General features: G+C 55.2%; 21 protein-coding genes and 1 riboswitch. Of the genes, 16 read left to right on the forward strand and 5 right to left on the reverse strand.

The features are described 5' to 3' along the window. The first annotated feature begins 113 nt into the window (after positions 1-113). Genes G506_RS20250 through G506_RS0101430 form a run of 3 tightly spaced genes read left to right on the forward strand, consistent with a single transcriptional unit; the run spans position 114 to position 3,899 of the window. Positions 114-725 carry a fimbria/pilus periplasmic chaperone gene (locus G506_RS20250; RefSeq protein ID WP_169628057.1) on the forward strand — a complete coding sequence of 204 codons (612 nt, stop codon included), beginning with the start codon at positions 114-116 and terminating at the stop codon, positions 723-725. Next, positions 722-3,082, forward strand: a complete 2,361-nt coding sequence (locus G506_RS0101425) for a fimbria/pilus outer membrane usher protein (RefSeq protein ID WP_028115321.1) — start codon at positions 722-724, stop codon at positions 3,080-3,082. Before G506_RS20250 ends, G506_RS0101425 begins: the two co-directional genes overlap by 4 nt. Continuing rightward, positions 3,069-3,899, forward strand: a complete 831-nt coding sequence (locus tag G506_RS0101430) for a hypothetical protein (protein ID WP_028115322.1) — start codon at positions 3,069-3,071, stop codon at positions 3,897-3,899. Before G506_RS0101425 ends, G506_RS0101430 begins: the two co-directional genes overlap by 14 nt. 66 nt (positions 3,900-3,965) lie before the next feature. On the opposite strand, the gene asnS is transcribed toward G506_RS0101430, so the two are convergent. Continuing rightward, positions 3,966-5,366 carry an asparagine--tRNA ligase gene (gene asnS, locus G506_RS0101435; protein ID WP_028115323.1) on the reverse strand — a complete coding sequence of 467 codons (1,401 nt, stop codon included), beginning with the start codon at positions 5,364-5,366 and terminating at the stop codon, positions 3,966-3,968. Positions 5,367-5,395: 29 nt separating this feature from the next. Then, positions 5,396-5,584, reverse strand: a complete 189-nt coding sequence (locus G506_RS20815) for a hypothetical protein (RefSeq protein ID WP_156904754.1) — start codon at positions 5,582-5,584, stop codon at positions 5,396-5,398. A 160-nt stretch (positions 5,585-5,744) separates the two neighbouring features. Here G506_RS20815 and G506_RS18420 point away from each other — a divergent pair, with 160 nt between their 5' ends. The 4 genes from G506_RS18420 to G506_RS0101455 are packed head-to-tail and all read left to right on the forward strand — an operon-like array spanning position 5,745 to position 12,017. Further along, positions 5,745-9,476 (forward strand): ATP-binding protein, encoded by a 3,732-nt coding sequence (locus G506_RS18420; protein WP_051201806.1) that lies wholly within the window; start codon positions 5,745-5,747, stop codon positions 9,474-9,476. Beyond that, entirely contained in the window at positions 9,469-10,095 is a 627-nt protein-coding gene (locus G506_RS0101445; RefSeq protein WP_028115324.1) for a condensin complex protein MksE, read from the forward strand. The genes G506_RS18420 and G506_RS0101445 overlap by 8 nt, the downstream gene beginning before the upstream one ends. Further along, positions 10,095-11,339, forward strand: a complete 1,245-nt coding sequence (locus G506_RS0101450; protein WP_028115325.1) for a hypothetical protein — start codon at positions 10,095-10,097, stop codon at positions 11,337-11,339. The genes G506_RS0101445 and G506_RS0101450 overlap by 1 nt, the downstream gene beginning before the upstream one ends. 12 nt (positions 11,340-11,351) lie before the next feature. Beyond that, positions 11,352-12,017 (forward strand): DUF7281 domain-containing protein, encoded by a 666-nt coding sequence (locus G506_RS0101455; protein WP_028115326.1) that lies wholly within the window; start codon positions 11,352-11,354, stop codon positions 12,015-12,017. 59 nt (positions 12,018-12,076) lie between these two features. Here the strand turns inward: G506_RS0101455 and G506_RS0101460 are convergent, their stop codons facing one another. Further along, entirely contained in the window at positions 12,077-12,706 is a 630-nt protein-coding gene (locus G506_RS0101460; protein WP_028115327.1) for a deoxynucleoside kinase, read from the reverse strand. A 253-nt stretch (positions 12,707-12,959) separates the two neighbouring features. On the opposite strand from G506_RS0101460, the gene G506_RS0101465 reads away from it, so the two are divergent. The 3 genes from G506_RS0101465 to G506_RS20255 all read left to right on the forward strand — a co-directional run bounded on the left by G506_RS0101465 (position 12,960) and on the right by G506_RS20255 (position 15,288). Continuing rightward, the gene (locus G506_RS0101465) at positions 12,960-13,262 is read left to right on the forward strand and encodes a hypothetical protein (protein ID WP_028115328.1); all 303 of its coding nucleotides are present in this window, start codon (positions 12,960-12,962) and stop codon (positions 13,260-13,262) included. 35 nt (positions 13,263-13,297) lie between these two features. Continuing rightward, on the forward strand, positions 13,298-14,389 hold the full coding sequence (locus G506_RS0101470; RefSeq protein ID WP_028115329.1) for a hypothetical protein: 1,092 nt from the start codon (positions 13,298-13,300) through the stop codon (positions 14,387-14,389). A gap of 218 nt (positions 14,390-14,607) precedes the next feature. Continuing rightward, positions 14,608-15,288, forward strand: coding sequence for a c-type cytochrome (locus tag G506_RS20255; protein ID WP_051201807.1), 681 nt, complete (start codon positions 14,608-14,610; stop codon positions 15,286-15,288). 55 nt (positions 15,289-15,343) lie between these two features. On the opposite strand, the gene G506_RS0101480 is transcribed toward G506_RS20255, so the two are convergent. Together G506_RS0101480 and G506_RS0101485 are read right to left on the reverse strand one after the other, a co-directional pair. Further along, positions 15,344-15,991, reverse strand: coding sequence for a pyrimidine 5'-nucleotidase (locus tag G506_RS0101480; RefSeq protein WP_028115331.1), 648 nt, complete (start codon positions 15,989-15,991; stop codon positions 15,344-15,346). Between the two features lie 112 nt (positions 15,992-16,103). Further along, positions 16,104-16,805, reverse strand: a complete 702-nt coding sequence (locus G506_RS0101485; protein ID WP_028115332.1) for an ion transporter — start codon at positions 16,803-16,805, stop codon at positions 16,104-16,106. Positions 16,806-16,916: 111 nt separating this feature from the next. Next, a riboswitch (TPP riboswitch) is annotated at positions 16,917-17,030 on the forward strand. Positions 17,031-17,181: 151 nt separating this feature from the next. Here G506_RS0101485 and thiC point away from each other — a divergent pair. The 6 genes from thiC to thiH all read left to right on the forward strand — a co-directional run bounded on the left by thiC (position 17,182) and on the right by thiH (position 23,618). Further along, on the forward strand, positions 17,182-19,113 hold the full coding sequence (gene thiC / locus G506_RS0101490; RefSeq protein WP_028115333.1) for a phosphomethylpyrimidine synthase ThiC: 1,932 nt from the start codon (positions 17,182-17,184) through the stop codon (positions 19,111-19,113). Positions 19,114-19,178: 65 nt separating this feature from the next. Further along, complete coding sequence (thiE, locus tag G506_RS18425; protein WP_035386881.1) at positions 19,179-20,750, forward strand: thiamine phosphate synthase; 1,572 nt, start codon at positions 19,179-19,181, stop codon at positions 20,748-20,750. Further along, positions 20,743-21,489, forward strand: coding sequence for a HesA/MoeB/ThiF family protein (locus G506_RS0101500; RefSeq protein WP_169628058.1), 747 nt, complete (start codon positions 20,743-20,745; stop codon positions 21,487-21,489). Before thiE ends, G506_RS0101500 begins: the two co-directional genes overlap by 8 nt. 28 nt (positions 21,490-21,517) lie before the next feature. Then, positions 21,518-21,730: a sulfur carrier protein ThiS gene (gene thiS, locus G506_RS0101505; RefSeq protein ID WP_028115335.1), complete on the forward strand. Its 213-nt coding sequence runs from the start codon at positions 21,518-21,520 to the stop codon at positions 21,728-21,730. Between the two features lie 2 nt (positions 21,731-21,732). Further along, positions 21,733-22,503: a thiazole synthase gene (locus G506_RS0101510; RefSeq protein WP_028115336.1), complete on the forward strand. Its 771-nt coding sequence runs from the start codon at positions 21,733-21,735 to the stop codon at positions 22,501-22,503. Next, positions 22,500-23,618: a 2-iminoacetate synthase ThiH gene (gene thiH / locus G506_RS0101515; RefSeq protein ID WP_028115337.1), complete on the forward strand. Its 1,119-nt coding sequence runs from the start codon at positions 22,500-22,502 to the stop codon at positions 23,616-23,618. The genes G506_RS0101510 and thiH overlap by 4 nt, the downstream gene beginning before the upstream one ends. Positions 23,619-23,763: the final 145 nt, after the last annotated feature.

The following is a 23,763-nucleotide window of genomic DNA, read 5'->3' on the forward strand; positions in this document are numbered from 1 at the left end:
TGCATCCTTCTGGAACAGACATTGGTTAGTTAGAGCGTTCAGTTATGCGTCTATTTACTTTGCTTGCTTCTATTCTGTTTTGTTTACCAGTCTTGGCCTTTCAAGTCGAACCGATGGTGCAACTGCTTGAATCGGCCGGCGCCAAATCCCAAGGGCAATATCGGGTGGTAAACACCGGTGACCAGCCGCTTGCGGTTGAAGTGGTGATCAGCAAGCGACTTGTTGATGGGCAATATCAAGAACAGCTGGTTGCCAGCGATGATTTTATGGTGTTGCCGCCGCAAGCGATGGTGCCGCCGGGGCAGTTTCAATCGTTTCGGGTGCGTTACATCGGCGAGCCAGGCTTAAGCGCCAGTGAATCGTATCGGATCAGTTTTGAGCAAGTGTCGCTTGATAACAAACCAACTGAATCTGGGGTGGAGATGCTGTTTAACTTTGCCACCTTGGTGTTTGTTGATCCGCCTAAACCAGCGCTAAACCTGTCGGCGTCGATTGTTGATGGCAAACTGCGAATTGATAACCTTGGTAATGGCGTTGCACCGCTAGATGGCTATCAGTTTGAATTTGGCCATCAAGGCCACACAGTTCAATTGCCGTGGTCAGAAATCTCTCCGGTTAGCCCCGCCAACTACGTATTGCCCAATCTGCCTTTACTGCTGCCGTTAACTGCGGTGGTGCCCGCTAAGTTAACCGCAGTGGATTCGGTGGCAATACAGCCGTTATGAAACCCGTTGCGTTGATGGCGCTGCTTTGTGCACCAGTGGTGGCGGCGCAGTGGCAAATTGCCTTGCCGATCAAAGAGCAGGGCATTGCCGTTGGTGAGGTGCTAGCCACCACCGATGGCATGGCGTTGCAGCAGTTATCGGGGCCAGAGGTGGCGCAAACGTTACGGCATCATTTGCCACAACCGCTGCTTGACTGGCTGGCGCAGCAAGCGCAGGTAACCCCAATCCAGCTGGCGCAGCGTGGCATTGATATTCGTTTGGATCCGCAAACGCTAGAACTGCAATTAGCGCTGGCGTCGGAATCGCAGCGCACCCGCAACATTGGTTTTGCCAGCAGCAATGGCCACAGCGCGGTTTATTCAACCGCAGCAACCGTGGGCATTCAGCACAATCTGAATGTGGGATATCAACATGGCTTTAACGACGACCTGCGCCAATTAGACGCGGATCTGCTTGGCGCCGTCAATTTGTATGGCGAGCGCGGCATCAATTTGCAATATGGGCTGCACTACCGCGATGACAACAGCGAACAGCAGCTGTATCGCACCAGCACCCAACTGTATATCGACAACCCCGAACAACCGTGGCGAGTAACGCTGGGGGATGTGGATACCGGCGGTGGCGGCCACTTGGCCAGTGTGGCCTTGGGCGGTATTGGCTGGGAACGCTTGTATCAACAGTTGCAACCTTATAAAGAACTGCGTAACGACGGCAGTCAATTCTTTGAGTTAAGCCATTCGGCGGCGGTAGTGATTTACGTTAACGGCATCTATATCGATAGGCTTCGGTTAACGGCGGGCCGCTACAACCTAAGCGATCTGCCGCTTAATGATGGCGCCAATGACATCCGCATCGAGATTGATTACGACTCCGGCGAAAAACAAACCCTGCGTTATAGCCAGTTTTACAACGCGCAGTTGCTGCGGCAGGGGATCAGCGATTTTGGTGTCTATCTGGGGGCGACCTCTAGCCAGTTAGAAAACGACATCGATTACGACGATGTAGCCGCCACGGCCTTTTGGGAATACGGCGTAAGTGATGGGTGGACGCTGGGGTTCAATGGCTTATATCACCAATTGGGCGCAGTGGTTGGTACTACACAGGTTGTTGGCAGTGATTGGGGTAACGTGGCGCTGCGCGTTAGCGCCAGCCAGTACGATCCACTTAAGGTGAACGGCAGCAAAGCCAGCATCGATTATCAGCAGCAAGTGTTTGGTAGTGGCGGCTATGGCTCGCCGAATCTGCGCTTAAGTTATGAATGGAGCGACGATTTTGTTGATACGCCGTGGTTGGATCCGGTGTTAGAGCAGATGCAATCGGCGGCGCTGGATTATCGCTGGGAAATATCAGAGCAGTGGCAACTTGGGCTGTACAGCTACTACGAAGGTCATCAACGCGACAACTACAGCTACCGCGCCAACGTAAGTGTCGCGTGGCGGCGCGACGGCCTAAACCTAACCGCCTACCTTGAACAGGAACGGTTGGATGGCGTGCGCGATCATAAGTTTTACGTCAACCTTGAACTGAATTTCGACCTTATCGATAACCGCCATAACCTTTCCTACAGCTACGATGGCGATAACGAGCTGAATCGTGTCCAGCTTGACCGTTTCAGTGAAAACCGCGTTGGTGAGCTGGGTTATGAACTGGCGGCCGAGTGGCAAGACAATCAACAGCATTACCGCAGTGCTGCCGACTACAACGCCAATCGTTGGCGCGGCACCGTCGAGCTTCAGCACGATCGCAGCGGCGACCGGCACAGCAATCAAGCGTACAGCAGCGTAAACAGCAGTTTGGTGTTTGCCGATGGGGCGTGGGGTTGGGGCCGCGAAAGTAATGGGCCGGCGCTGGTGATCAGTGCCCATCTCACCTTGGGCGACACGGTGGTCGAGATCAACGGCGACGCGAACGGTGCCGAGGCATTGGCCACCACCAATATTGGTGGGGTGATCCCACTAAGCCGCCCCCATGAGCAAAACATTGTCACCGTCGATGCCCCCAATGCGCCGCTGGGGTACAGCCTTGGCGCCGGTGTTGAACAGATCCAGCCGGGAAGTTTAACCGTGCATCACATCGAGGTGGGATCGGACGCCATTCGTACGGTGATTGCCACTGCGGTGAATGCCAGTGACGAGCCGATTGCTGGGCAGCTTGGCCAGTTAAGCCAAGATGGCAAGGCGGTGGCTTCGCTGTTTACCAATCGCGGCGGTCGCTTTGTGATAGACGGTCTTGCCGCTGGCCGCTATCAACTTCAATTTGGCCATTACCGCGCCACGCTAACGGTAAACGAAACCGATCCGGTGCTGATGCGCTTGCCGCTAATTCGTTTTGAGGAGTTCAACCATGAAAACCGTTAAATCGATGTTGTGGGCACTGGCGTTGTTGCCATTGCCTTTGTTAGCGGGCGAGCAATGCCAGGGCAATTGGCGGCTGCATTTTGAAACGGCATCGGCTACTGTGCTAACGACTTCCGAACAGGTGCTGCTGCAAGGGAGTGTCAACGTTGATAAGTCCGCCCGTGACTGTTTGCGGGCAATGAATTTATCGGCAGAGGATCGCCGCCCTCTAAGTCTAACTAGCCGCGGCCATCGGTTACCGGCGGATCTGCTGGATGATCAGTACCGGCAATTGCCGATTGCCGGTAACGGCGGCTATCGGCTGCCTTTAGACCCATCTGGGCTTACGCTCTTTTGGTTGCGGTTGCCAACTGCCGGACAGGCTGAGGCCGGGGACTACCGCCAGATTATTCGCGCTACCGCCAGCGTTGATAACCGCGTGCAAAAGCAGCAAGTACACTACCGCGTGCCACCACGCGTAGAGGTTACCGTGTTACCGAAACCGTGGATCAGCGGCAGCCATCGTCAATATCTAGTCGAACTAGGCGAGCTAACGCACGGGGTAACCAAAGAGATTGACTTCAAAGTGCGCAGCAACAGCATGGTGCTAATGCGGGTGCACAGCGACAACCGGGGAAAACTGGTGCACGACACACTGTCACAGCAGTATTTCGCTTACCGGATTAGCATTAACAAAATGCCGTATCCCTTACAGAGCGCCTATTGGCGGCCGCTGTTAAGTAATGATGTACGCCTGCAAATCAGCACTCAGCCCAAATCGCATCCGCGGGCGGGCAAGTACCAAGATAAGCTCAGTATTACCTTTAAAGCGATCTAACTAACTTGATGTAATTGGCCAACAAAAAACCCGCCAAACGGCGGGTTTTTGCTTCCAAGCGAACGCTTAGAAGTTACAGGTGCGTGGTGCACGAGGGAATGGGATCACGTCGCGGATGTTGGCAACGCCAGTCACGTAGGACACCAGGCGTTCGAAGCCCAGACCGAAACCGGCGTGCGGCACGGTGCCGTAACGGCGCAGATCGCGGTACCAGTACATCTCGTCTTTTGGCAGACCCATCTCTTCCATGCGCTTGTCCAGCAGCTCCAGACGTTCTTCACGCTGGGAACCACCGATCAGCTCACCGATGCCAGGGGCCAGTACGTCCATTGCCGCAACGGTCTTGCCGTCGTCGTTTTGGCGCATGTAGAACGCTTTGATGTCTTTCGGGTAGTTCTTCACAACCACTGGGGCTTTGAAGTGTTCTTCCGCCAAGTAGCGCTCGTGCTCGGAAGACATGTCGATGCCCCAAGATACTGGGAATTCGAACTCACGGCCGCACTCTTCCAGGATCTTAATCGCGTCGGTGTAATCCACCTGAGCAAAGTCCGCTTCAACAAAGGATTGCAGGCGAGTGATCACCTCTTTGTTAACGCGCTGTTCAAAGAACTTAAGATCGTCCATGCACTCAGCCAGTACCGCTTTGAAACAGTACTTCAGCATGCCTTCAGCTAGCTTAGCGGCGTCGTCCAGATCGGCAAACGCCACCTCTGGTTCAACCATCCAGAACTCTGCCAAGTGGCGAGAAGTGTTGGAGTTTTCCGCACGGAAGGTTGGCCCGAAGGTGTATACCTTAGACAGGGCACAGGCGTAAGTTTCGGCGTTCAACTGGCCAGATACGGTCAGGAAGGTCTCTTTACCGAAGAAGTCTTTGTCGTAATCGACGTCGCCCTTGTCGGTGCGTGGCAGGTTGTTCATGTCCAAAGTGGACACGCGGAACATCTCGCCAGCGCCTTCACAGTCAGAAGCGGTCATGATTGGGGTAGATACCCAAATGAAGCCCTGCTCGTGGTAGAAGCGGTGGATCGCTTGCGACAATGAGTTACGTACGCGCATCACCGCACCGGTGATGTTGGTGCGTGGACGCAGGTGCGCTACTTCACGCAGGTACTCGATGGAGTGACGCTTAGCGGCCATTGGGTAGGTGTCTGGATCTTCAACCCAGCCAACCACCTTAACGGCAGTCACTTTCATCTCAAATTGCTGGCCTTGTCCTGGGGACTCAACCACTTCGCCGGTCATTTCAACAGAGCAGCCGGCAGTCAGGCGCAGCACTTCATTGTTGTAATTAGGCAGTTCGTTAGGTACCACGCCCTGAATTGGATCAAAACAGGAGCCGTCGTACACGGCCAGGAAGGAAATGCCAGCTTTAGAGTCACGGCGAGTACGGACCCAGCCGCGTACCGTTACTTCTGCGCCGACCGCGTGGTCGCCTTTTAGGACTTCAACAATGGTTGCCACTGTCATGTTCGAAATGTTCTCCAACGAGTTCGAAATTACCGATACCTCAGCTTAGCCGAGGCTCTCAAGATCCCCTGAGAATCGCCCATATTAACGCGGTGCGTCAGTTTCTCAACTGCCAAAAGGCCGTTGCGGGTAATAACCGTGATGCGATGACGATCGCTGGTCGATTTTATGCGCAAGTTGCTGGCAAATTCGCCTGCTTGGTCACGAGCTTGATTCATCCTTGCTGCTATTTTCGGCAAAGTCTCGCGCCGTGCTTTTTAAGCCCAGTTGGGCGGTTGTTTGGCCCAAGCGTGCAGGGTAATCTTGATTGATTCACCTATCTGCTTTTATGCCGCCCGGTGCTGGGCTTGGCATCGCCACGGTTTGTAAGGATTTTGCATGGCTCAAGAGACGTTTCGACTGCGTCGTATCATCGTCATCGACAGCTTTTGGAAGGGCAAAGTTAACGAGATTAACTTTGATGGCCACACCCAGTTAGAGGGCACCAACGGCGCGGGTAAAACCTCGCTGATGCGATTGCTGCCGCTGTTTTATGGGATGCGCCCAGGCGACATCGTATCGAAAGTCGATCAGGCGAAAAACTTCGTCGATTACTACCTGCCGCGGGAATCCAGTTTGCTGGTGTATGAATACCAGCGGGTTGACCAATATCAGCAACAGATCTGCTGCATGGTGGCCAGCTCCAGCGGCGGCCGTACCATTCAATACAAACTGATTGATGCGCCCTATCAGCAGGACTGCTTTATTGGCCGTGATCACCGGCCATTTAAGGTCAGCGAAGTCGAGCGTAATTACGGCCGTAACGTCTATAAGTCGAATTATCTGAACGTGGCCCAATATCGTCAGGTGATCCAAAACTTGCGCGAAGGCCGCACCAGCGCCGCCATTCGGGAGCTGCAGCGCCGCTTCGCCTTTAGCCAAGTGCCGATGCCGCACGTCGATAAAGTGGTCAACGGCACCATCGAGAAAAACCTCGATTTTGATGCGGTCAAACGGATGTTGGTGGCGATTACTGCCGATTACCTTGCCCGTGGTCAAGGCGGCGATCATCGCGAGCCGATGCAGCTGAATAAAGATGAGATCGGCAGTTGGCTTAGCGATATACAAGCCAGCCGTGAAGTGCACGCCATTAGCGACAAAATCACTCGTTGGCAGGGTGAATTTAGCGAACTGGAACAGCATCTGGCGCAACTGCGCCACCTGTTGGCATTGCTCAATCGCGAACAAACCAGCTTAAGCGGCCAGCAAACCGAGCAAGAGCACGCCATCAAAGCGCTGCGTGATAGCCTCAAAGCACTGGAAAAAGCCTACCGTGATGAGCGTGAACAGCTGCAACTGCGGCTGACCGACGCTCGCGATCAGTTGATGGCCAAACAAGCCCAGTGCGACCGATTAGACGATCAAAAAGCCGACTTCGATGCCGATGACGCCGCCAGTTACCAATTAAAAGCCGATGAGAAGTCGCGCTTTAATGCCGAGCTGCAAGACGTTGAGCAGCTGCTGTCGAGCCTTGAAGGCGACGTCGCCAAGGTGGCCGATAAATATCGCGAGCTGCTGCATAAGCTCGAGCTAGAACTCTCTAATGAGCGCGCCAAACTCAATGGCCAGATGAGCGAGGTTCGTGATGCGGCGGCGGCGCGTTTAACCACCATCAACGATAACTACCAGCAAAAGCGCCGTAAGCTGGAGCAAGAGCAAGATGGGATCTTGCTGGATCTGAAAGAGCAACTGCTGACCGAACAGCATCAACTCAAGATCAACAGTGACGCCCGCGCCAACCCGCAAGCGGATATCGAACAGGAAACCGCGCTGCAACTGTGCCGTCAGCAACTTGCTGATGCTCAGTCTGGCCGTAACCAACACCTGTTGGCGTTGTCGCAGCTAACCGAACAGCTGGGCAAGGCGGAGCGGGAACGGGATCACCTGCTGACCCGCCAAAGCAATGAAAGCAAACGCCGTAATGAACTGCAGAGCGCGCACGACACCCTGTTGCTGCAACTGAACCCAAAAGCCGGTTCGTTGCAGCAGTTTTTGGATGACAGTGAGATTGCCGATTGGAAACAGACCATCGGCAGTTTGCTGTCGCCGCAGCTGCTGTCTCGTACCGACTTAAGCCCAGAGTGGCTTGGTGACGGCCTGCAAAGCCTGTATGGGGTTAAGCTCGACTTGGCACCGCTGCAGCACAACAACCCGCTGGCACGCAATGAAGCGCAGCTGCGGGAGCAGTTAGCCGAGCTCGAAGCGCAAATTCAGCAGCACGCTGAGCTGGAAAGCCAATTGGCGCAGCTACTGAAAGAGCAAGAGAAGACCATCGCGGCGGTACGGCAACAGCACAGCGGCGCTCAGGCGCAAGAGAAACGCTTTGCCGGTCAAATCGACCAACTGCAACAACAGTTAGAGCGACAGTTGCGACTGCGCGATGACAGCGTTAAGCGCAAATTGGTCGAGCTCGACAGCGAAGCCGAGGCACTGCGTAAGCGCATAGCCCAGTTAACCCAGCAGCAGCAAACCCAAACCGAACTGGCACAAGAGCAGCAGCACGAGCTGCATAACCTGTCGCTGGAGGCCCGCGCTGATGTCGAGACTGATCGCGACAGCCAGCTTGATACCTTAAAAGCCCAGCTGGAAACCTTAGAATCGCGCAGCAGCGAACGCCGCAGCGATTACAAGCGCCAGCAAAAACAGGCGCTGGATAAAGTCGATCCCGATGGCGAGATCGATCGTTGCCATCAACTGCGCAAACAGCTTAATGCCAAACTGGTGGCCTGCAGCGAATACCAGCAAAAAGCCAACGATTACCGCTTCTTTATGACCCAGCAATACCATCTGCGTGATGAACTGGGTCAGCAGCTGATGGAGCTGCAGCAGCAGGTCACCAGTTTGGAGAACGGCCAAAGCAAGCTGAAGAGCGACTACGACAGCGGCAGCAACAAGCAGCGCGGCGATCTGGACAAAGCGAAAGAGAAGCTGCAACGCATCGAAGATTTGCTGGCGCATCTGTCGCGCGCCGCCGCAGCCTGTGAAGCGTTAGAGCTGACCCCGGCACAAGATCCGCAGTTACCGGATTATCAAGCGGCGCTGCTGGCGGATTTTGTTAAGCAAAATCACGATAAGTTCAGTGCACTGGAAAAGTCATTGAATCGTGAGATCAGCGCGTTTGCCAGCACCTTGCGCAGCAAACACAGCAAGAGCAGCCTGTACGAATCTTGGGTCAAGCTGGTGGCGGATAACGATCACTACCAAGGCAGCGAAGCGGTGCTGAAATACCGCGATCCAATCGGCGATTTGCTGGCTGGGGCAGGGCAGTTAAAGGCCTCCACCAGTCTGCAAATTCAGACCAACTCGGCGATGATCAATGAGTTCTACCAGCACTTGGAGAACTTCGATCGCCGCATCAAGAACGTCGGTCGTAAGTTGTCGGAGCGAGTCACCAAACTGGCGCAGTTTGAAGCCTTTGCCGAGATCAGTGTTGGCACCGTCACCAAGTTGGATCAGCTGGAGTACTGGAGCCCGCTGAAGCGCTTCTCGGAATGTTACGAGATGGCCAAAGATCAGCTGCAGGACATCAACGAAGAGATCCCAGACGACTTAATCGCGGCGATGCAATCGCTGGCGCGGGTGCTGCCATCCGAAGGGGTGCTGCTGGAGCACAACGATCTGTTCGACTTGGAATTTGTCATTACTGAAAAAGGCCAAGTAAAACGAGCCCGTAATGCCCGTCAGCTGAAAAAAGTCAGCTCCACCGGCTTGTCTTACTTGGCGATGCTGTCGCTGTTTGCCGGCTTGTTGGCGATGCTACGCGGCGACAGTAACGATGGCCACAAGCGCGCCAGCACCATTATTTTGCCGGTGGATGAACTGGGCGAACTGGCGGCAGAGAACATCAAGCTGCTGCTGACCATGTTCGACGACAACGCGATTCAGATTTTGTCGGCATCGCCTGCCACCGATCGCCAAGTGTTGGCGCTTTACAAAAACCACTACAAGCTCAAAGACAGCAAGATCTATCAGGCCCATGTGCCGATGTCGAAGCTGGAGCAACTGATGGCGGCGCGCGCTGCCAAGCCGTCAGTCACTACCGATGCAACCGAGGCGGCCTCTCATGTTTAAGCACACCGTTGAAACCCTGCTGGCCGGCAAAGTGATCTGCCAAACCGCGTTTAACGACCAGTTTGAATACCTGCAAGTGCCAGCCAACCGCGCTCAGGTGGATGCCTTTTTACAGCAGCTGGATCGCAGCCTGACCCACTTTGAGTCCGCCGATGCCTTCTATTGCACCTACAACAGTGTGGATGACAGCAACCGCCAAAAGATCAGCGAGCTGTTTTCCAGCATGCGCAGTCACTTCCGGCCATTAGTCGAGTGGCTGGATATGTTGTTGCAAGCCACCGGCGCCGATACGCCTCTGCGAGCCAAAGACAGCATCAAATTCACCGCGCTATTAGAGGTGTTTGAGCACGACCAAACCTTGGCTGAGCAGCTGCGCCGACTGACTAACATGCCGCCGTTTAAAACCAGCCGGGTTGAACTGCGAGATCAACTGGGCACGGTATTTAGCCGCTTGGAAGAGCTTGGTTATCTGGTGCGCCACGCCCAAGGCAGCAACAGCTACTACGCCACCGCTAAGTTTGATCTGATCTATCTGCTGATTGAGTTTTTGAACGACAGCGAAAAACTGGAACTGCCTGAGGTGGCAGAGCCGGAGCAACAGGCGGAGCTGCTGCTGTAATGAGTGCCTACGATAAAGACATCGTTGCGGCGCTACTGCGGCAGATTGGTCAGGCCGACCAACTGCTCAGTACCGCTTATGTCGATGGCAGCGTCAGCGCCGGCAGCGACAACGACAGTCAGTTGCGGGCGCTGCACAAAGCCAAGTTGCTGCGGCCAGAGGAGGAGCTTGGCGATTATCGCTTGGCGGCGGATCTTAAGCGACTGCTGAACAAACTGCTGCGTCATCAAAGCAGCTATCGCCAGCTGACCGACATGGGCAAGGTGATGGAGGCGTTGGAAGATGCCATCCACGATTACCGCCATTCGTTTGAGACTGAGCAGTGGGACGACGCCGAGCACTATCTGGATCAGTTTGATGATCTGGTGTTTGAGGCCCGCGATAGCCTTAACAACAGCTTGGATAACATGCACTACGCCATCTCCAGCCAGTTTGGTTTTGTCGGCACCTTGAACGCCAAGGTACGGGAAAACGAAAAGGCGCTTAGCTACGCCCAAAAGCTGTTGAATGAGCTGCAGCAGATTGAGCCGGAAGTCTGTTACGACTGGATCTTTGATACCGCGCCAACCGAATTCGCCCGCAAGGTTACCGGTTTCGTCCGTTGGTACCGCGATGCCTTAAAACGCTTGGCACACGTGATTGATAAGATGCGGCAAAGCCTGTTCCGTCTGCGCCGCCAAGTAAAACAGGCCAATCAGCTGAAAGGGATGGCGCGCTATTTGCGTCAGCATCCGGAATATCAGTTAGCGCCGGATCTGGCGTTTGCCGACGATCTGCCGCAGGAGTTAAAGCTGGCACCAGCGATGGCCACCGGCGGTTATCCGGATGTGCGCAGCGCCGCCCAAGAGGAATCGCTGGTGGGGATTGTGCAGCAGCTGCGCAAATTAACCCAAACCAGCAATGAAACCCGCGGCCGTGATGGTGTTGAGGTTGAGGCCGAGGTGCTGGAGGTACTCAACTACATCAGCGATTGGGCGCTGGATGAGGTTGAATTGTACTTTGAACAGGCGCTGGCGGCCGAGCAGCCAATCAGTGCCTTGAGCTTCTGGCAGCAGCGCCAACACCATTGGCAAAGCGAAGGCTGGCAGTTGGCGCCAGAGCCATGGATTGAACTGGTGTTTGGCTACTACTGCAGCCTAAGCATCGACTTGCAGCGCAGTTTGGATTTGGATCTGGAAGAAGCGCTGGTGGATGGCACCAACAACAACTTCACCTACAGCAATATCACCGTCGGTTTTCGCTAAAGGACTGTCGTAATGACCATGCCGCTCGATCGCATTACTCAAGCCGGACGCTTTAATGACGAAAAGGGCGGCAGCGCCAAAATCAGTGCTGATATGGTGCTGGTGAATAGCCTGGGCGAGCTGCAGCTTAACGGACAGTGCTACCCCAAACTGCCGTTTGTTGGCGCCGGGCTGATGCTCGACTATCGCTTAATCGATTCGGTAGAGCATTCGGCATTGGTGTTGGTGGAAAATTTGGCGGTGATGGCGGCGCTGTCACGGTTGCAACTGCCACAGGCGCTTAACGAGGCGCTGTTTCTCTATCGTGGTGACATTAAGGATGTCAGCACCCAAGCGGCCAGCAACGCCTTTAAGCAGCTGGCCTGTCCAATGAAAGTGGTGTTTGCCGATTTTGACCCTGCGGGTTTGAGAATTGCATTAACCAGCCATGCTGATTTTGCCTTGTTTCCCGCTGAACCCCGTTGGGACGAGATCTGCAACCCTAACTGGCAAGATCTTGAGGGATTTGAGGAACGCTGGCAAAACCAATATCAAGATTTCGGCGCTTTTGCCTCTAACAGGGATATACCTGATTGGGCAAGTAAGGCGTTCAAAATCATGGGCCAACATCGGCAAACTCGCACTCAAGAACATCTTATCGCCCATCAAGTGCCGCTGCAGCTACTGCCACTGCAGTAGCCTTGCCCAGAAACAACAAAACCAGCCAAGTGGCTGGTTTTGTTTTACCCTAAAGCGAATTACAGCTTGTGCAGAATGCGCTTGGCCAGACGCTCGGAGTCGCCGAAGTTGTCCCACTGCTCGGTCAGCAGCAGGGTACCTTTGCGCTCGCAAATGTGCGGCAGGAAAGTATCGTGGCAGTCGGAGATCAACTTGATGTAGCTCAGCGGGGTGCCATTTTCAGCATCACGAGCGCGGTTGATCATCCGGTTAAAGGCGATCATTGGGTTGGAGCGCAGGTACATCACCGAGGTTACTCGTGGGTAGGCGTCCAACTTGTCCCAGATGTCGTAGTAGTAGGTCAGATCTTCACCGTCTGGACGGCAAGCTTCCTGCAGGTTGGCCTGACAGAACACCAGATCAGAGTACAACGAGCGCTCCAGCACGTAGTTGTAGTTTGGATCCAGATCGGCGCACAGTTCAGCGCGATGATTGGTAATAAAACGCTGGAAGTTGATGCGCTTGGTTGGATCTTGGGTGAACTCAGCCAGTAGACGTTTGAACTCTGGGTTGGTGTCGACATCCTCTAGGATCATCTTCCAAGGACGATCATCCATGCGGTTTAGGTGCTCTACCAGTTTCGGCACCAGAGTGGATTTACCCACACCGATGTTGCCTTCCACTGCCACCAATTCAAACTGTTTTTTCATGTAACTGCCTCACCAAGCATGCCGAGTCTGTGACCTATATCAAGGGGCGCAGAGTCTAATGAATTGATGCGGTGGTTTCCACGAAAAATTGCAGTAATTCGATGTGGTTTTGCGAGAGTGTTTGAGAAACAAACAGCTATTGTGGCTTGCCAAAAAATCAAGAGAAAATCTGTTTTTTATGACGGCGAAGGCGGTGTTACCACTACCTCGGGTAGGGTAGACTGACCGCAGTTTCTCGTTAAGGATCTGCACCATGCAAGGGCACTACAAAGGCAAAGCACCGGCTCCATTTTCTCTAATGCGACTGGATGTCAGCTTTGAACTCGACAGCAGTTTGGTTGATGCGGTGGAACATGCGCTGTCGGTGTATGTCGATCACCCTGATGTGCAAACCGAAATCGTCACCTGTGGCTATCACGACGGTCAGTTTGAATTAGAGCTGTGCTACTTCTCCTCGGCCGCCAGTTACAAAAGTGAACTGGTGTGGTTGCACCGCGCAGTGCAATCGGTGGTGGTGCCGGTTCCCACCTTTACCGTGCAAATTCGCGAAGATTAGCTCGCCATCCTGAATTGACAACATAAGGGCACTGGATGTCGCTGTTTACTACTTTAATCTGCCGCCAAGGGCAGGATACCCCCGCTCGACTGATCGCGATTCAACTGGCCGCGGTCAGCGTGGTTATCATTGTTGCTGGCTTGTTTTATGGCAGCGCTTGGCAAGCGGCATCGACCGCATTAACGGCGCTGTTGGCAACCATCGTCGCTACTTTGAGCGGCAAACGTCGCTTAAACCAAGCCGGACAATCGGCGCGATTACTGTATCCATTGCTGCTGGCGTGGCTTATCCAACTGCCACTGCAGTTGTTCGCCGGCAATTGGGCGTGGTGGGGCTTGTTGCTGCCGCTGTTAAGTTCGCTGCCGCTGCTGCTACTGCCAAATCGTGCTGGTAACTTCCGGCGGCAATGGGGCTACAGTGGCCCGGCGTTGGTGGCGACGGTCAGTGCCGCACGGGTTGAGCCATCACTGGATGGTCAGGTGGCAATCACCCTGGCAACCGATACCAGTGCGCCGGAATGGCAGCCGTCGGCGCCTGCGGCGGATGCCAGCGTCGATTGGCAATCCTTGGTGCAGGCAGGGTTAACCCAGCTTAAAGCACGGTGGCAGCTTGCAAGTGCTGCCGCAGTCGTTCTGTTACTGGTTATTGTGCTGCTGTCGCTGTTTGCCAACCGTTCGCCGCAAGATAGTGCCGAGGTCACTGAAGCGCCGAATGTCGCCGTAGCTGCGGCAGCAGCAGATCCGGTTGGTTCGGCATTACCGGACGTCGATAGTGAAGTGACGTTGCCCGATAGCTTCAGCTTGGCGCTGGCGGGTAACAGCTTATTGATCCGTTGGCCGGCCGATCCGGCGCCGCATGGTGAGTTGTGGTCGCAACTGAGCGGCGTTGGCGAGCGCAGCTGCGCTGAGGTGGTGTTTAACAACGGCAATCGCTACCGGCCAATCACCGTTACCGTTGCCGGTGATGATATCTATTCGGCCTATTTCTCGGCACTGGATACCGCCGATTTGGTGTATGACGTGGCGATGCGTGGCAATTTCCAACTGTGCGGTTATCGCTTCTCATTAAAAGGCACCATGGCGCCGCTGCAAGCCGAAGCAGCATTCGCCAAGTACACGGTGAAGTGATCCGCGCCTGAGCAACCGCAGGTTTATTTCAACGCCGACTCCCAAGTCTCTGGGAGTCGGCGTTTTTTTGTGGTCTCAATAAGCCGATAACTGGCGGTAAAGCGATAACTTGGTTAGCTTTGGTTTTAAGGCTGGCGATGGGCGAGTCTGATCATGCAGTAGTCCAACGCGGTTTGATGGATTTGATCGTATTACCATTTCAAGTTAGGGATGAGTGAATGAAACGACAGATTGTGATGCCGGCACTGCTGGCGGCGCTGTTAACGCCGTTGGTTGGATGTTCTGAAAAGCCAGCGGAAGAGAGCGAAGCGCCCTCGGCGATCAATGCCGCACTAGAGGATGCCAAGGCAAAGAGCCAAGAGGTTGCGGCAACGGTGAAACAGCAGGGCGCCGAGGTGGTCGCGCAAGCTAAATCCGCTTCAACCGAACTGAGCGCTGAGGTCAAAAGTGCAGCGGCCGAAGTGGTCGATAGTGCTAGTGCGCAAGTTGACCAAGCGGTCGCCACGGTCAAAGACGGTGCCGCGCAACTGGGCGAACAAGCCAGTGGAGCGGTCTCAGAGGTGGTTGATGAAGCCAGCGCTGGTGCCAATCAACTGCTTGATAGTGCCAAAGCGGCCACCGGACTTGATGGTAAGGCACTGGCCAGCAGCAAAGGCTGTGTTGCCTGCCATGCAACCACCGATGCGAAAATGATTGGCCCTGGCTGGGGTGGGATCGCCGGCAGCGAGCGGCAATTTACCGATGGCACCAGTGCCATTGCTGATGACGAGTACCTACGGGTGGCGATCGTTAACCCCAATGCTCAAGTTGTTGCTGGCTATGCCCCAGCAATGCCAGCGATGCCATTATCCGATGCTGAAGTGACGGCGCTGGTGGAGTACATCGTGTCGCTTAAATGACCCAAGCGATTAATCAGCAACGGCTGCCGCTAGTAACGGCAGCCGTTTTATTTGGTTAGCGGCGATTCAAATGGGTTAAGAAGGCCGGCAGGGTTTCGGTGCGGTAGCAGGCATCGTGGTTTTCAATGTCATCACGATTCACCAATACGGTGCGCATTCCCAGATTGCGTGCGGTCAGCAGGTTTGACGGTTGATCGTCAAACATCACCGCATTATCGGCGTTAAAACCAAAGTGTTTGCTGATCTCGATAAACGCATGGGGATCCGGCTTCATCTGAAAACCGGTTTGTTCAACGGTAAACACGCCATCGAAGTACTGCGCCAGGCCCAAATGATCCAGCACTCGTTCGGCGTAGAACCGCGGCGAGTTGGTGAACACATACCGAGTCTTGCTGTTATCCGCGAGCGCCCGTTGCAACATCGAATCGATGCCGACGTTGGCTAAATCAACGTTGTGAGCTTCAAAGGTGATGGCATCCAGATCCGCTTCTGGGTGATGCAGCTGAATGCCGCGCAGGGCGCCGCCATACTTGAGGTAGTAATCGTCACACAATTGATACGCCTGCTCGCCAGAAAGCGACAGGTGACGGGCAACGGAATCGGTCATCCGCGTAACAATTTGCTCAATCAGTTGTTCTTGCGGGCGGTAGAGGGTGTTATCGAGGTCAAACAGGTAGACATCGCGTTCAAGCAACGGGGTCACAAGCTAACTCCAAAATAGCGGGGTGCGAAGAGTAGCAGTGTGTTTGTCTTTAGTGCAATGGCTCTTAGCAGCGTGGCGGGCTTTAAGCAGCCTTTGTTGTTGTCGCTTTTGATTAATCTTCCATCTTCCTCGCTTCACTGAGTGCCGAGGCGATAAGACCGGCTGGCAGTGAGACAATCCCGAGGCCAATGATCAACATCATAAAGGTAAAAAAGCGACCGCCGGCGGTGATGGGGTAGATGTCACCGTAGCCGACCGTGGTTAAGGTGATAACCGACCACCATAGGGCATCGAATATGGAGCTAAAGGCTTCCGGTTGGGCAGGGTTTTCAAAGTAGTAGATGCCAACAGCAGCCAGGTATAACAGCACCAAGGTAGTGAACAAAAACAGCTGCAGTTCCTCTTTAGCAATCTTAAAAGCGCGGCTTAACCGTTGCATCGCTTTGCTGTATCGCGCCAGTTTTAAGATCCGCACCACTCGTAATAGCTGCAAGGTCCGTATCGCCCGCAGATCAATACCGAGCATCAGATAGAACGGCAGGATCGCCAACAGATCAACGATGCCAAAGAATGAGAAGATAAACTTGCGCCGATCTGGGGCGTAGGCGATGCGCAGCAGGTATTCCGCGGTGAAGATCAGTACGATGACCGTTTCTGACGCTCTTAATAACAATCGCTGGCGAACCGTCAGATCCGGCAGGGTTTGTAGCGAAAAACCCAGTAGCGACAGCACAATTAACAGCTGAATGGTGATGTTGAAGATACGTCCCGCGGTGCTCGACTCGTCGGTGATCATCCGTTTGATGATGTTCATACGTCCAACCATTGTTGCATTTTTGCTAACGGTAGCAATGGCTTGCCATCGTAGCAAGCGTCATAACTTAAGCCACGGTTGCGACCAGGTCTTAGCGCTGGCTATACTGCTGCGGTCTTGTCGGAGTGCCTCAAAATTTGCAGTAGAGGCTGAGATCGCTATCAGCGGGATCCGTGGAACCTGAACCGGGTAATGCCGGCGTAGGAAAACAAGTAACGTTAGGAGCGCGGCCAAGCCGCAACGGTACACGATGTACCCATCTTAATTAGGTGTTGGCAATTGATTGCCCCACCGCCATTGTTGTCAGGATGCACGTCCGACAGGCAATTTCCCATTCACGCCCATAAGGGCACGCCATTGATGGCAGGAGATTGTTATGTCGAACAGACGCCAAGTTCGGGCCGATGCCCAAGCCTATCTGGATAACCTCAAAGGTCATCCATTCCCTAACTCATCCAAGTTGTACCTTGAGGGCAGTCGCAGCGACATTCGTGTTGGTATGCGCGAAGTGGCCTTATCGCCATCGGTGATTGGTGGCAGCCAAGATGCGCCAATTACCCGCGATAACGATCCGATCCCTGTGTATGACACCGCCGGTCCATATTCCGATCCCGAGTCGCAGCTGGATGTGCGCATGGGCCTAGCGCCACTGCGCCGCGACTGGATTACCGAGCGTGCAGATACCGCCGAGCTGGCTCATGTGAGCTCGCAGTTTACCCAGCAACGGTTGGCGGACGGTGGTTTTGACCATCTGCGCTTTGAGCATCTGCCAAAACCACGCAAAGCGGTTGCTGGCAAAACCGTTACCCAAATGCACTACGCCCGCCAAGGGATCATCACCCCAGAGATGGAGTACGTGGCGATCCGCGAAAACTTGGGTCGTGAGCGCGTTCGCAACGAGATTCTATTGCGAGCCCATCCGGGTCAGAGCTTCGGCGCCAACCTGCCAGAAAACATCACCGCAGAGTTTGTTCGTCAAGAAGTGGCCGCTGGTCGGGCGATTATCCCCGCCAACATCAACCACCCTGAAGCTGAGCCGATGATTATCGGCCGTAACTTCTTGGTTAAGGTTAACGCCAACATCGGTAACTCCTCGGTGTCCTCCTCGATTGAGGAAGAGGTCGAAAAGCTGGTGTGGTCTTGCCGCTGGGGCGCCGATACCGTGATGGATCTCTCCACCGGCCGTCATATTCACGAAACCCGTGAATGGATCATCCGCAATAGCCCGGTGCCAATTGGTACTGTGCCGATCTATCAGGCGCTGGAGAAAGTCAACGGCGTGGCGGAAGATCTGACCTGGGAAGTGTTCCGCGACACCCTGATTGAACAAGCGGAGCAGGGGGTCGATTACTTCACCATCCACGCTGGGGTATTGCTGCGCTATGTGCCGATGACCGCCGAGCGGGTGACCGGCATCGTTTCCCGTGGTGGTTCGATCATGGCCAAGTGGTGTTTGGCGCACCATCAAGAGAACTTCCTGTATGAAAACTTCCGCGAAATTTGCCAGATCTGTGCCGCCTACGATGTGTCGTTAAGCCTGGGTGATGGCATGCGTCCAGGGGCGATTGTTGATGCCAACGATCGGGCCCAGTTCGCCGAGCTGGAAACCCTCGGTGAGCTGACCAAGATCGCTTGGGAATACGATGTTCAGACCATCATCGAAGGCCCAGGTCATGTGCCGATGCATCTGATCAAAATCAATATGGAGAAACAACTGGAAGACTGTTTTGAAGCGCCGTTCTACACCTTGGGGCCACAGATCACCGATGTTGCTCCTGGTTACGACCATTTCACCTCCGGCATCGGCGCGGCGATGATCGGCTGGTACGGCTGCGCCATGCTCTGTTATGTGACCCCCAAAGAACATCTGGGATTGCCTGACAAAGAAGATGTTAAACAGGGGCTTATTGCCTATAAAATTGCAGCGCATGCGGCCGATGTCGCCAAAGGCCATCCCGGCGCGCAAATTCGCGATAACGCCTTGAGCTTGGCGCGCTTCGAGTTCCGCTGGGAAGATCAGTTCAATCTGGCGCTCGATCCGGAAACCGCCAAGGCGTATCACGACGCCACCTTGCCGCAAGAAAGTGCCAAAGTGGCCCATTTCTGCTCGATGTGTGGACCGAAGTTCTGCTCGATGAAGATTACCCAAGAGGTGCGCGAATTTGCCGCGGCTCATCCGAACTTTGCCGATGGCCAAGCGATTGAGATTGGCGCGCACGACAGCGCCCGTGAAGGGATGCAGGCTAAAGCCGAAGAGTTTCGTCAAAGTGGCGGTGAGCTCTATCACACTGTCCATTCTGACAATTAAGTAATATCAATCTTGGGCCGGTTAACCGCTGTGGTTAGCCGCCCTAATTAGGAGAATCGCTTGCCATGAGCAAGACTACTCGTCCGATTGTATGGACCATCGCCGGCAGTGATTCCGGCGGCGGCGCAGGCGTTCAAGCGGATCTGTTGACCATCCACGATTTGGGTGGTCACGGTTGCAGCGTGATCACCGCGATTACCGCGCAAAGCAGCGTGGCGGTTGACCACGTTGAAGCGATCTCAACCGCAGGCTTTATTGCTCAGCTTGATACCCTGTGGGCAGACTTGCCGCCGAAAGCGATCAAGATTGGCCTGCTGGCGGGAGATGAGCAAATTGCCGCGCTGGCAGCGTGGTTTGCCAAACATCAACAAGCACTGCCACCGGTAATCCTTGATCCGGTGATGGTGGCGTCCTCCGGCGCCATGCTGTGCGCCACCGACGCCGCGACTCAGTTTGAACCACTGTTGCCATTTGCCACGGTGATCACCCCAAATGGGGATGAACTGGCAGCGCTAACCGGGATGGTGATTGATTCACCAGAGGCGGTGCTGGCGGCCTGTGCGCAGCTGGTAGAACGCGGCGCCAATGCGGTATTGGCCAAAGGTGGCCACTTTGACCATATCGCCGTTAACGGCGACCAATGTGTCGATCTGCTCTATCATGCTAAGCCTGTGGCGGGCGGTCAACGGCAGTTGTTTGCCGGCAAGCGCATCGCTACCAACAACACCCACGGCAGTGGCTGTACCTTATCGTCGGCGTGGGCGACCACCTTGGCACTGGGGTACGATCTGCTCGATGGCTTTACCGTTACCCGTGGTTATCTGACCAACGGCTTAACCGCATCCCAGCAACTGGGCCAAGGCCCGGGGCCGCTGGCGCGTACCGGTTGGCCAACTGAGTTGTCATCACTGCCAATCATCCCACTGGAAAACTCCGATCTGGCTAACGCCTACGGCATTTGCGCTGAGGCGAAACTGCCGGTCGAGCGGTTTGCCGAGTGCGATACCCATGAGCTTGGCGTTTACCCCGTGGTCGATAGCCTAGAGTGGGTTGCACGGTTGCTGCAGATGGGGGTTAAAACCCTGCAACTGCGGATCAAAGATAAGGCGCTGGCAGAGGTTGAAGCCGATATCGCTGCGGCGATTGCCCTGGGTCATCAGCATCAGGCGCGGCTGTTTATCAACGATTATTGGCCGCTGGCGGTTAAGCATGGCGCTTATGGCGTTCATCTTGGCCAAGAGGATATGGCGGTGGCAGACCTTGCGGCGATCCAACAGGCCGGTTTGCGTTTGGGGCTGTCGACTCACGGTTACTATGAGATCGCCCGTGCTCATGGCATAGGTCCAAGCTACATCGCGTTAGGGCATATCTTCCCAACCCCAACCAAAGATATGCCATCGGCGCCGCAGGGTTTAGCGCGATTGGCGCGTTACGCCGCCTTGCTGCAGCCGCATTACCCTACGGTGGCGATCGGCGGCATCGATATCGACCGTGCGCCATTGGTGGCGGCCACCGGCATTGGCAGCATTGCGGTGGTGCGAGCGGTGACTCAAGCTGAGGATCCGCAAGCGGCACTGTTGGCGCTGGAGCAAGCTTACCGAGAGCACGCCCCCCGCAAGGATAGCTCTCGTGGCTAAGTTAACCGCGCTGACCGATCAGCAATACCTGCGTTTCGGTCGGCAGCTGCTGTTGCCCGAGTGGGGCGAGGCGGGGCAACTGCGCCTTGCTAATCAGCAGGTGGCTATTGTGGGTGTTGGCGGCCTCGGTTGTCCGGCGCTGCAATATCTGGCGGGCGCTGGCGTTGGCCGGATCACCCTGATCGATGGCGACACGGTGTCGCTGTCGAATCTGCCCCGGCAGATCCTGTATCGACCAGAGCAAGTAGGACAGGCCAAGGTGCTGGCCGCCAAAGCCTGGGTGAATGGCCATAACTCGGATATTCAGGTAACCGCGGTGGCCGAGCAGCTAAGCCAAGACAACATTGAGTTGCTGCTGGCCGGCGTCGATGTGGTGCTGGATTGCTCCGACAACTTTGCTTGTCGCTACCTGCTGAACCGTTTTTGTAAAGGGCGCAAGCTGCCGCTGATAAGCGCGGCTGCGGTGGGGTGGTCAGGGCAGTTGCTGCCGATCCTCGCCGATGGTCCTTGCTTTGCTTGCATTGATGGCGAGCGGGGTAGTGAAGCGCAAAGCTGCCGTGAAGCCGGGGTGGTTGGCCCAGTGCTTGGCACCGTTGCCAGCATGCAGGTGCTGATGGCGCTGCGACTGCTGCTGGGGCTCGAGGTACCAACCTTGCTGCACCGCTTTGATGGCCGCAGCCTGCGCTGGCACGGTTTCGGCTTGGCGCCTGCGGCCGCCTGTCCGGTTTGTGGACAGTAAATTTTCGATAGTGTGTTAAGAGAACGCGATGAACATCATCTTAAATCAGCAGCCAACCGACGCTGCTGAACTGGTCGGCGACGATCACCATATTGCGGCGCTGGTTGCGGCACTGAAGCAAGACCGCCCGGGCGTTGCGGTGGCCAAGAACGATGCGATTGTCAGTCGCAGTGATTGGTCCACCACCAGCTTCGCCGCTGGCGATCGAATCGATATTTTTTCTGTGATTGCCGGAGGCTAACCATGCTGACCATTGCTGATACCACTTTTGCATCGCGACTGTTTACCGGCACCGGTAAGTTTGCCAACAACCAACTGATGACCGAAGCGATCGCCGCTTCCGGCTCGCAGATGGCCACCTTGGCTCTAAAGCGGGTTGATCTGTCTGGTGCCGATGGCGATCTGTTCACGCCGCTGTACAACATGGGCGTTAAGCTGCTGCCAAATACCTCCGGCGCCAAGACTGCGCAAGAGGCGGTCTATGCTGCCGAGTTGGCGCGCGAAGCGCTGGGTACCAACTGGCTCAAACTGGAAATCCACCCCGATCCGCGCTACCTGCTGCCGGATCCGATTGAGACCCTTAAAGCCGCCGAGATGTTGGTGCAAAAGGGTTTTGTGGTGCTGCCATACTGTCACGCCGATCCGGTGCTGTGTAAGCGCTTGGAAGAGGTTGGCTGTGCGGCGGTAATGCCACTGGGGGCACCGATTGGTTCCAATCAAGGTCTGCAAACCGAAGCGTTTTTAAAGATCATCATTGAACAAGCGAAGGTGCCGGTGATTGTCGATGCCGGCATTGGTGCGCCATCCCACGCGGTTAAAGCGATGGAACTGGGCGCCGATGCGGTGCTGGTGAATACCGCCATCGCCGTTGCCGCCGATCCGGTAGCGATGGGGCGCGCCTTTGGTCAAGCGGTTGAGATTGGCCGCGCCGCTTATGAAGCCGGTTTGGGGGCAGTAACTACCGAAGCCAATGCCTCCAGCCCACTGTCTGGCTTTTTGGATAGCCTGTCATGAGTTTTGCCGCTGAGCTTGCCAAGCTGGATTGGGATCAGCTGGCGCTGACCATCAACAGTAAGACCGCAGCCGATGTCGAGCGCGCGTTGGCCAAACCGAAACGGGATTGGCAGGATTTTCTGGCGCTGGTGTCACCGGCGGCGGACAGCTACCTAGAGCCGCTGGCGATCAACAGCCAACGCCTGACCCAGCAGCGTTTTGGGCGCAATATCGGCCTGTATGTGCCGCTGTATCTGTCCAATCTGTGTGCCAACGATTGCGATTACTGCGGCTTTTCGATGAGCAACAAGCTCAAGCGGCATACCTTGACCGATGATGAACTGAGCGCCGAAATCGGCGCCATCAAGAAACTGGGCTTTGACAGTTTGTTGTTGGTGACCGGCGAGCATGAAACCAAGGTAGGCATCGACTATTTCCGCCGTACCTTGCCGCAGATCAAGCCGCACTTTAATTATCTGATGATGGAAGTGCAGCCGCTGGATACCGAAGAGTATGCCGAGCTGAAAACCCTAGGCTTGGATGCGGTGATGGTCTACCAAGAGACCTATCATCGTCGCACCTACGCCGAGCACCATCTTCGCGGCAACAAGACCAATTTTGACTATCGGCTGGCGACCCCAGAACGGTTAGGTCAGGCGGGGATTGATAAAGTGGGGATCGGTGTGCTGCTGGGGATGGCTAACTGGCGGGTGGAAGCGGCGCTGTTGGCGGCGCATCTGGATTATCTGCAACGCACCTACTGGCGCACCCGCTATTCGGTGTCGTTCCCGCGGCTACGGCCTTGTACCGGCGGCATTGAGCCGGTATCGCCGGTAGGTGAGCGGCAGTTACTGCAGCTGATCTGTGCACTGCGGTTGTTTGCCCCAGAAGTGGATCTGTCGCTGTCGACTCGCGAGTCCGCCCGTTTTCGCGATAATGCTTTCCAATTGGGGGTCACTACTGCCTCGGCCGGTTCTAGCACCAGTCCCGGTGGTTATGCCACCCCCAATGACGATTTGGCCCAGTTTGATATCGACGATAACCGCAGCCCACAGGCGGTGGCCGAGGCGATTAAAGCGATTGGGATGCAGCCAGTGTGGAAAGATTGGGATCCGGCCTATTCGGGCAAAATCTGAACTAACGGCGATTATTGCACCACGCTTACCTGAACCGTCGCTAACAACGACGGTTTTTTCGTGGTTATTGCTCGAAAATCCGTGCTGAAATCACATTTGGCGATTACGATTAGCCCCTATTTTTTATTGGCGGTGGTTTTTCTCC

It is taken from the genome of Ferrimonas senticii DSM 18821, from assembly GCF_000422665.1.
Classification (GTDB): Bacteria; Pseudomonadota; Gammaproteobacteria; order Enterobacterales; family Shewanellaceae; genus Ferrimonas; species Ferrimonas senticii.

What these genes read in the sequence shown, in the direction of transcription:
- G506_RS0101445 (WP_028115324.1), top strand. Translation starts at nt 9,469, where the DNA reads ATGTTTAAGCACACCGTTGAAACCCTGCTGGCCGGCAAAGTGATCTGC.
- G506_RS0101460 (WP_028115327.1), bottom strand. Translation starts at nt 12,706, where the DNA reads ATGAAAAAACAGTTTGAATTGGTGGCAGTGGAAGGCAACATCGGTGTG.
- G506_RS20815 (WP_156904754.1), bottom strand. Translation starts at nt 5,584, where the DNA reads ATGAATCAAGCTCGTGACCAAGCAGGCGAATTTGCCAGCAACTTGCGC.
- G506_RS0101470 (WP_028115329.1), top strand. Translation starts at nt 13,298, where the DNA reads ATGTCGCTGTTTACTACTTTAATCTGCCGCCAAGGGCAGGATACCCCC.
- G506_RS0101425 (WP_028115321.1), top strand. Translation starts at nt 722, where the DNA reads ATGAAACCCGTTGCGTTGATGGCGCTGCTTTGTGCACCAGTGGTGGCG.
- thiS (WP_028115335.1), top strand. Translation starts at nt 21,518, where the DNA reads ATGAACATCATCTTAAATCAGCAGCCAACCGACGCTGCTGAACTGGTC.
- asnS (WP_028115323.1), bottom strand. Translation starts at nt 5,366, where the DNA reads ATGACAGTGGCAACCATTGTTGAAGTCCTAAAAGGCGACCACGCGGTC.
- G506_RS18420 (WP_051201806.1), top strand. Translation starts at nt 5,745, where the DNA reads ATGGCTCAAGAGACGTTTCGACTGCGTCGTATCATCGTCATCGACAGC.
- G506_RS0101450 (WP_028115325.1), top strand. Translation starts at nt 10,095, where the DNA reads ATGAGTGCCTACGATAAAGACATCGTTGCGGCGCTACTGCGGCAGATT.
- G506_RS20250 (WP_169628057.1), top strand. Translation starts at nt 114, where the DNA reads ATGGTGCAACTGCTTGAATCGGCCGGCGCCAAATCCCAAGGGCAATAT.
- thiC (WP_028115333.1), top strand. Translation starts at nt 17,182, where the DNA reads ATGTCGAACAGACGCCAAGTTCGGGCCGATGCCCAAGCCTATCTGGAT.
- G506_RS20255 (WP_051201807.1), top strand. Translation starts at nt 14,608, where the DNA reads ATGAAACGACAGATTGTGATGCCGGCACTGCTGGCGGCGCTGTTAACG.
- G506_RS0101485 (WP_028115332.1), bottom strand. Translation starts at nt 16,805, where the DNA reads ATGAACATCATCAAACGGATGATCACCGACGAGTCGAGCACCGCGGGA.
- G506_RS0101455 (WP_028115326.1), top strand. Translation starts at nt 11,352, where the DNA reads ATGACCATGCCGCTCGATCGCATTACTCAAGCCGGACGCTTTAATGAC.
- G506_RS0101510 (WP_028115336.1), top strand. Translation starts at nt 21,733, where the DNA reads ATGCTGACCATTGCTGATACCACTTTTGCATCGCGACTGTTTACCGGC.
- G506_RS0101430 (WP_028115322.1), top strand. Translation starts at nt 3,069, where the DNA reads ATGAAAACCGTTAAATCGATGTTGTGGGCACTGGCGTTGTTGCCATTG.
- thiE (WP_035386881.1), top strand. Translation starts at nt 19,179, where the DNA reads ATGAGCAAGACTACTCGTCCGATTGTATGGACCATCGCCGGCAGTGAT.
- thiH (WP_028115337.1), top strand. Translation starts at nt 22,500, where the DNA reads ATGAGTTTTGCCGCTGAGCTTGCCAAGCTGGATTGGGATCAGCTGGCG.
- G506_RS0101465 (WP_028115328.1), top strand. Translation starts at nt 12,960, where the DNA reads ATGCAAGGGCACTACAAAGGCAAAGCACCGGCTCCATTTTCTCTAATG.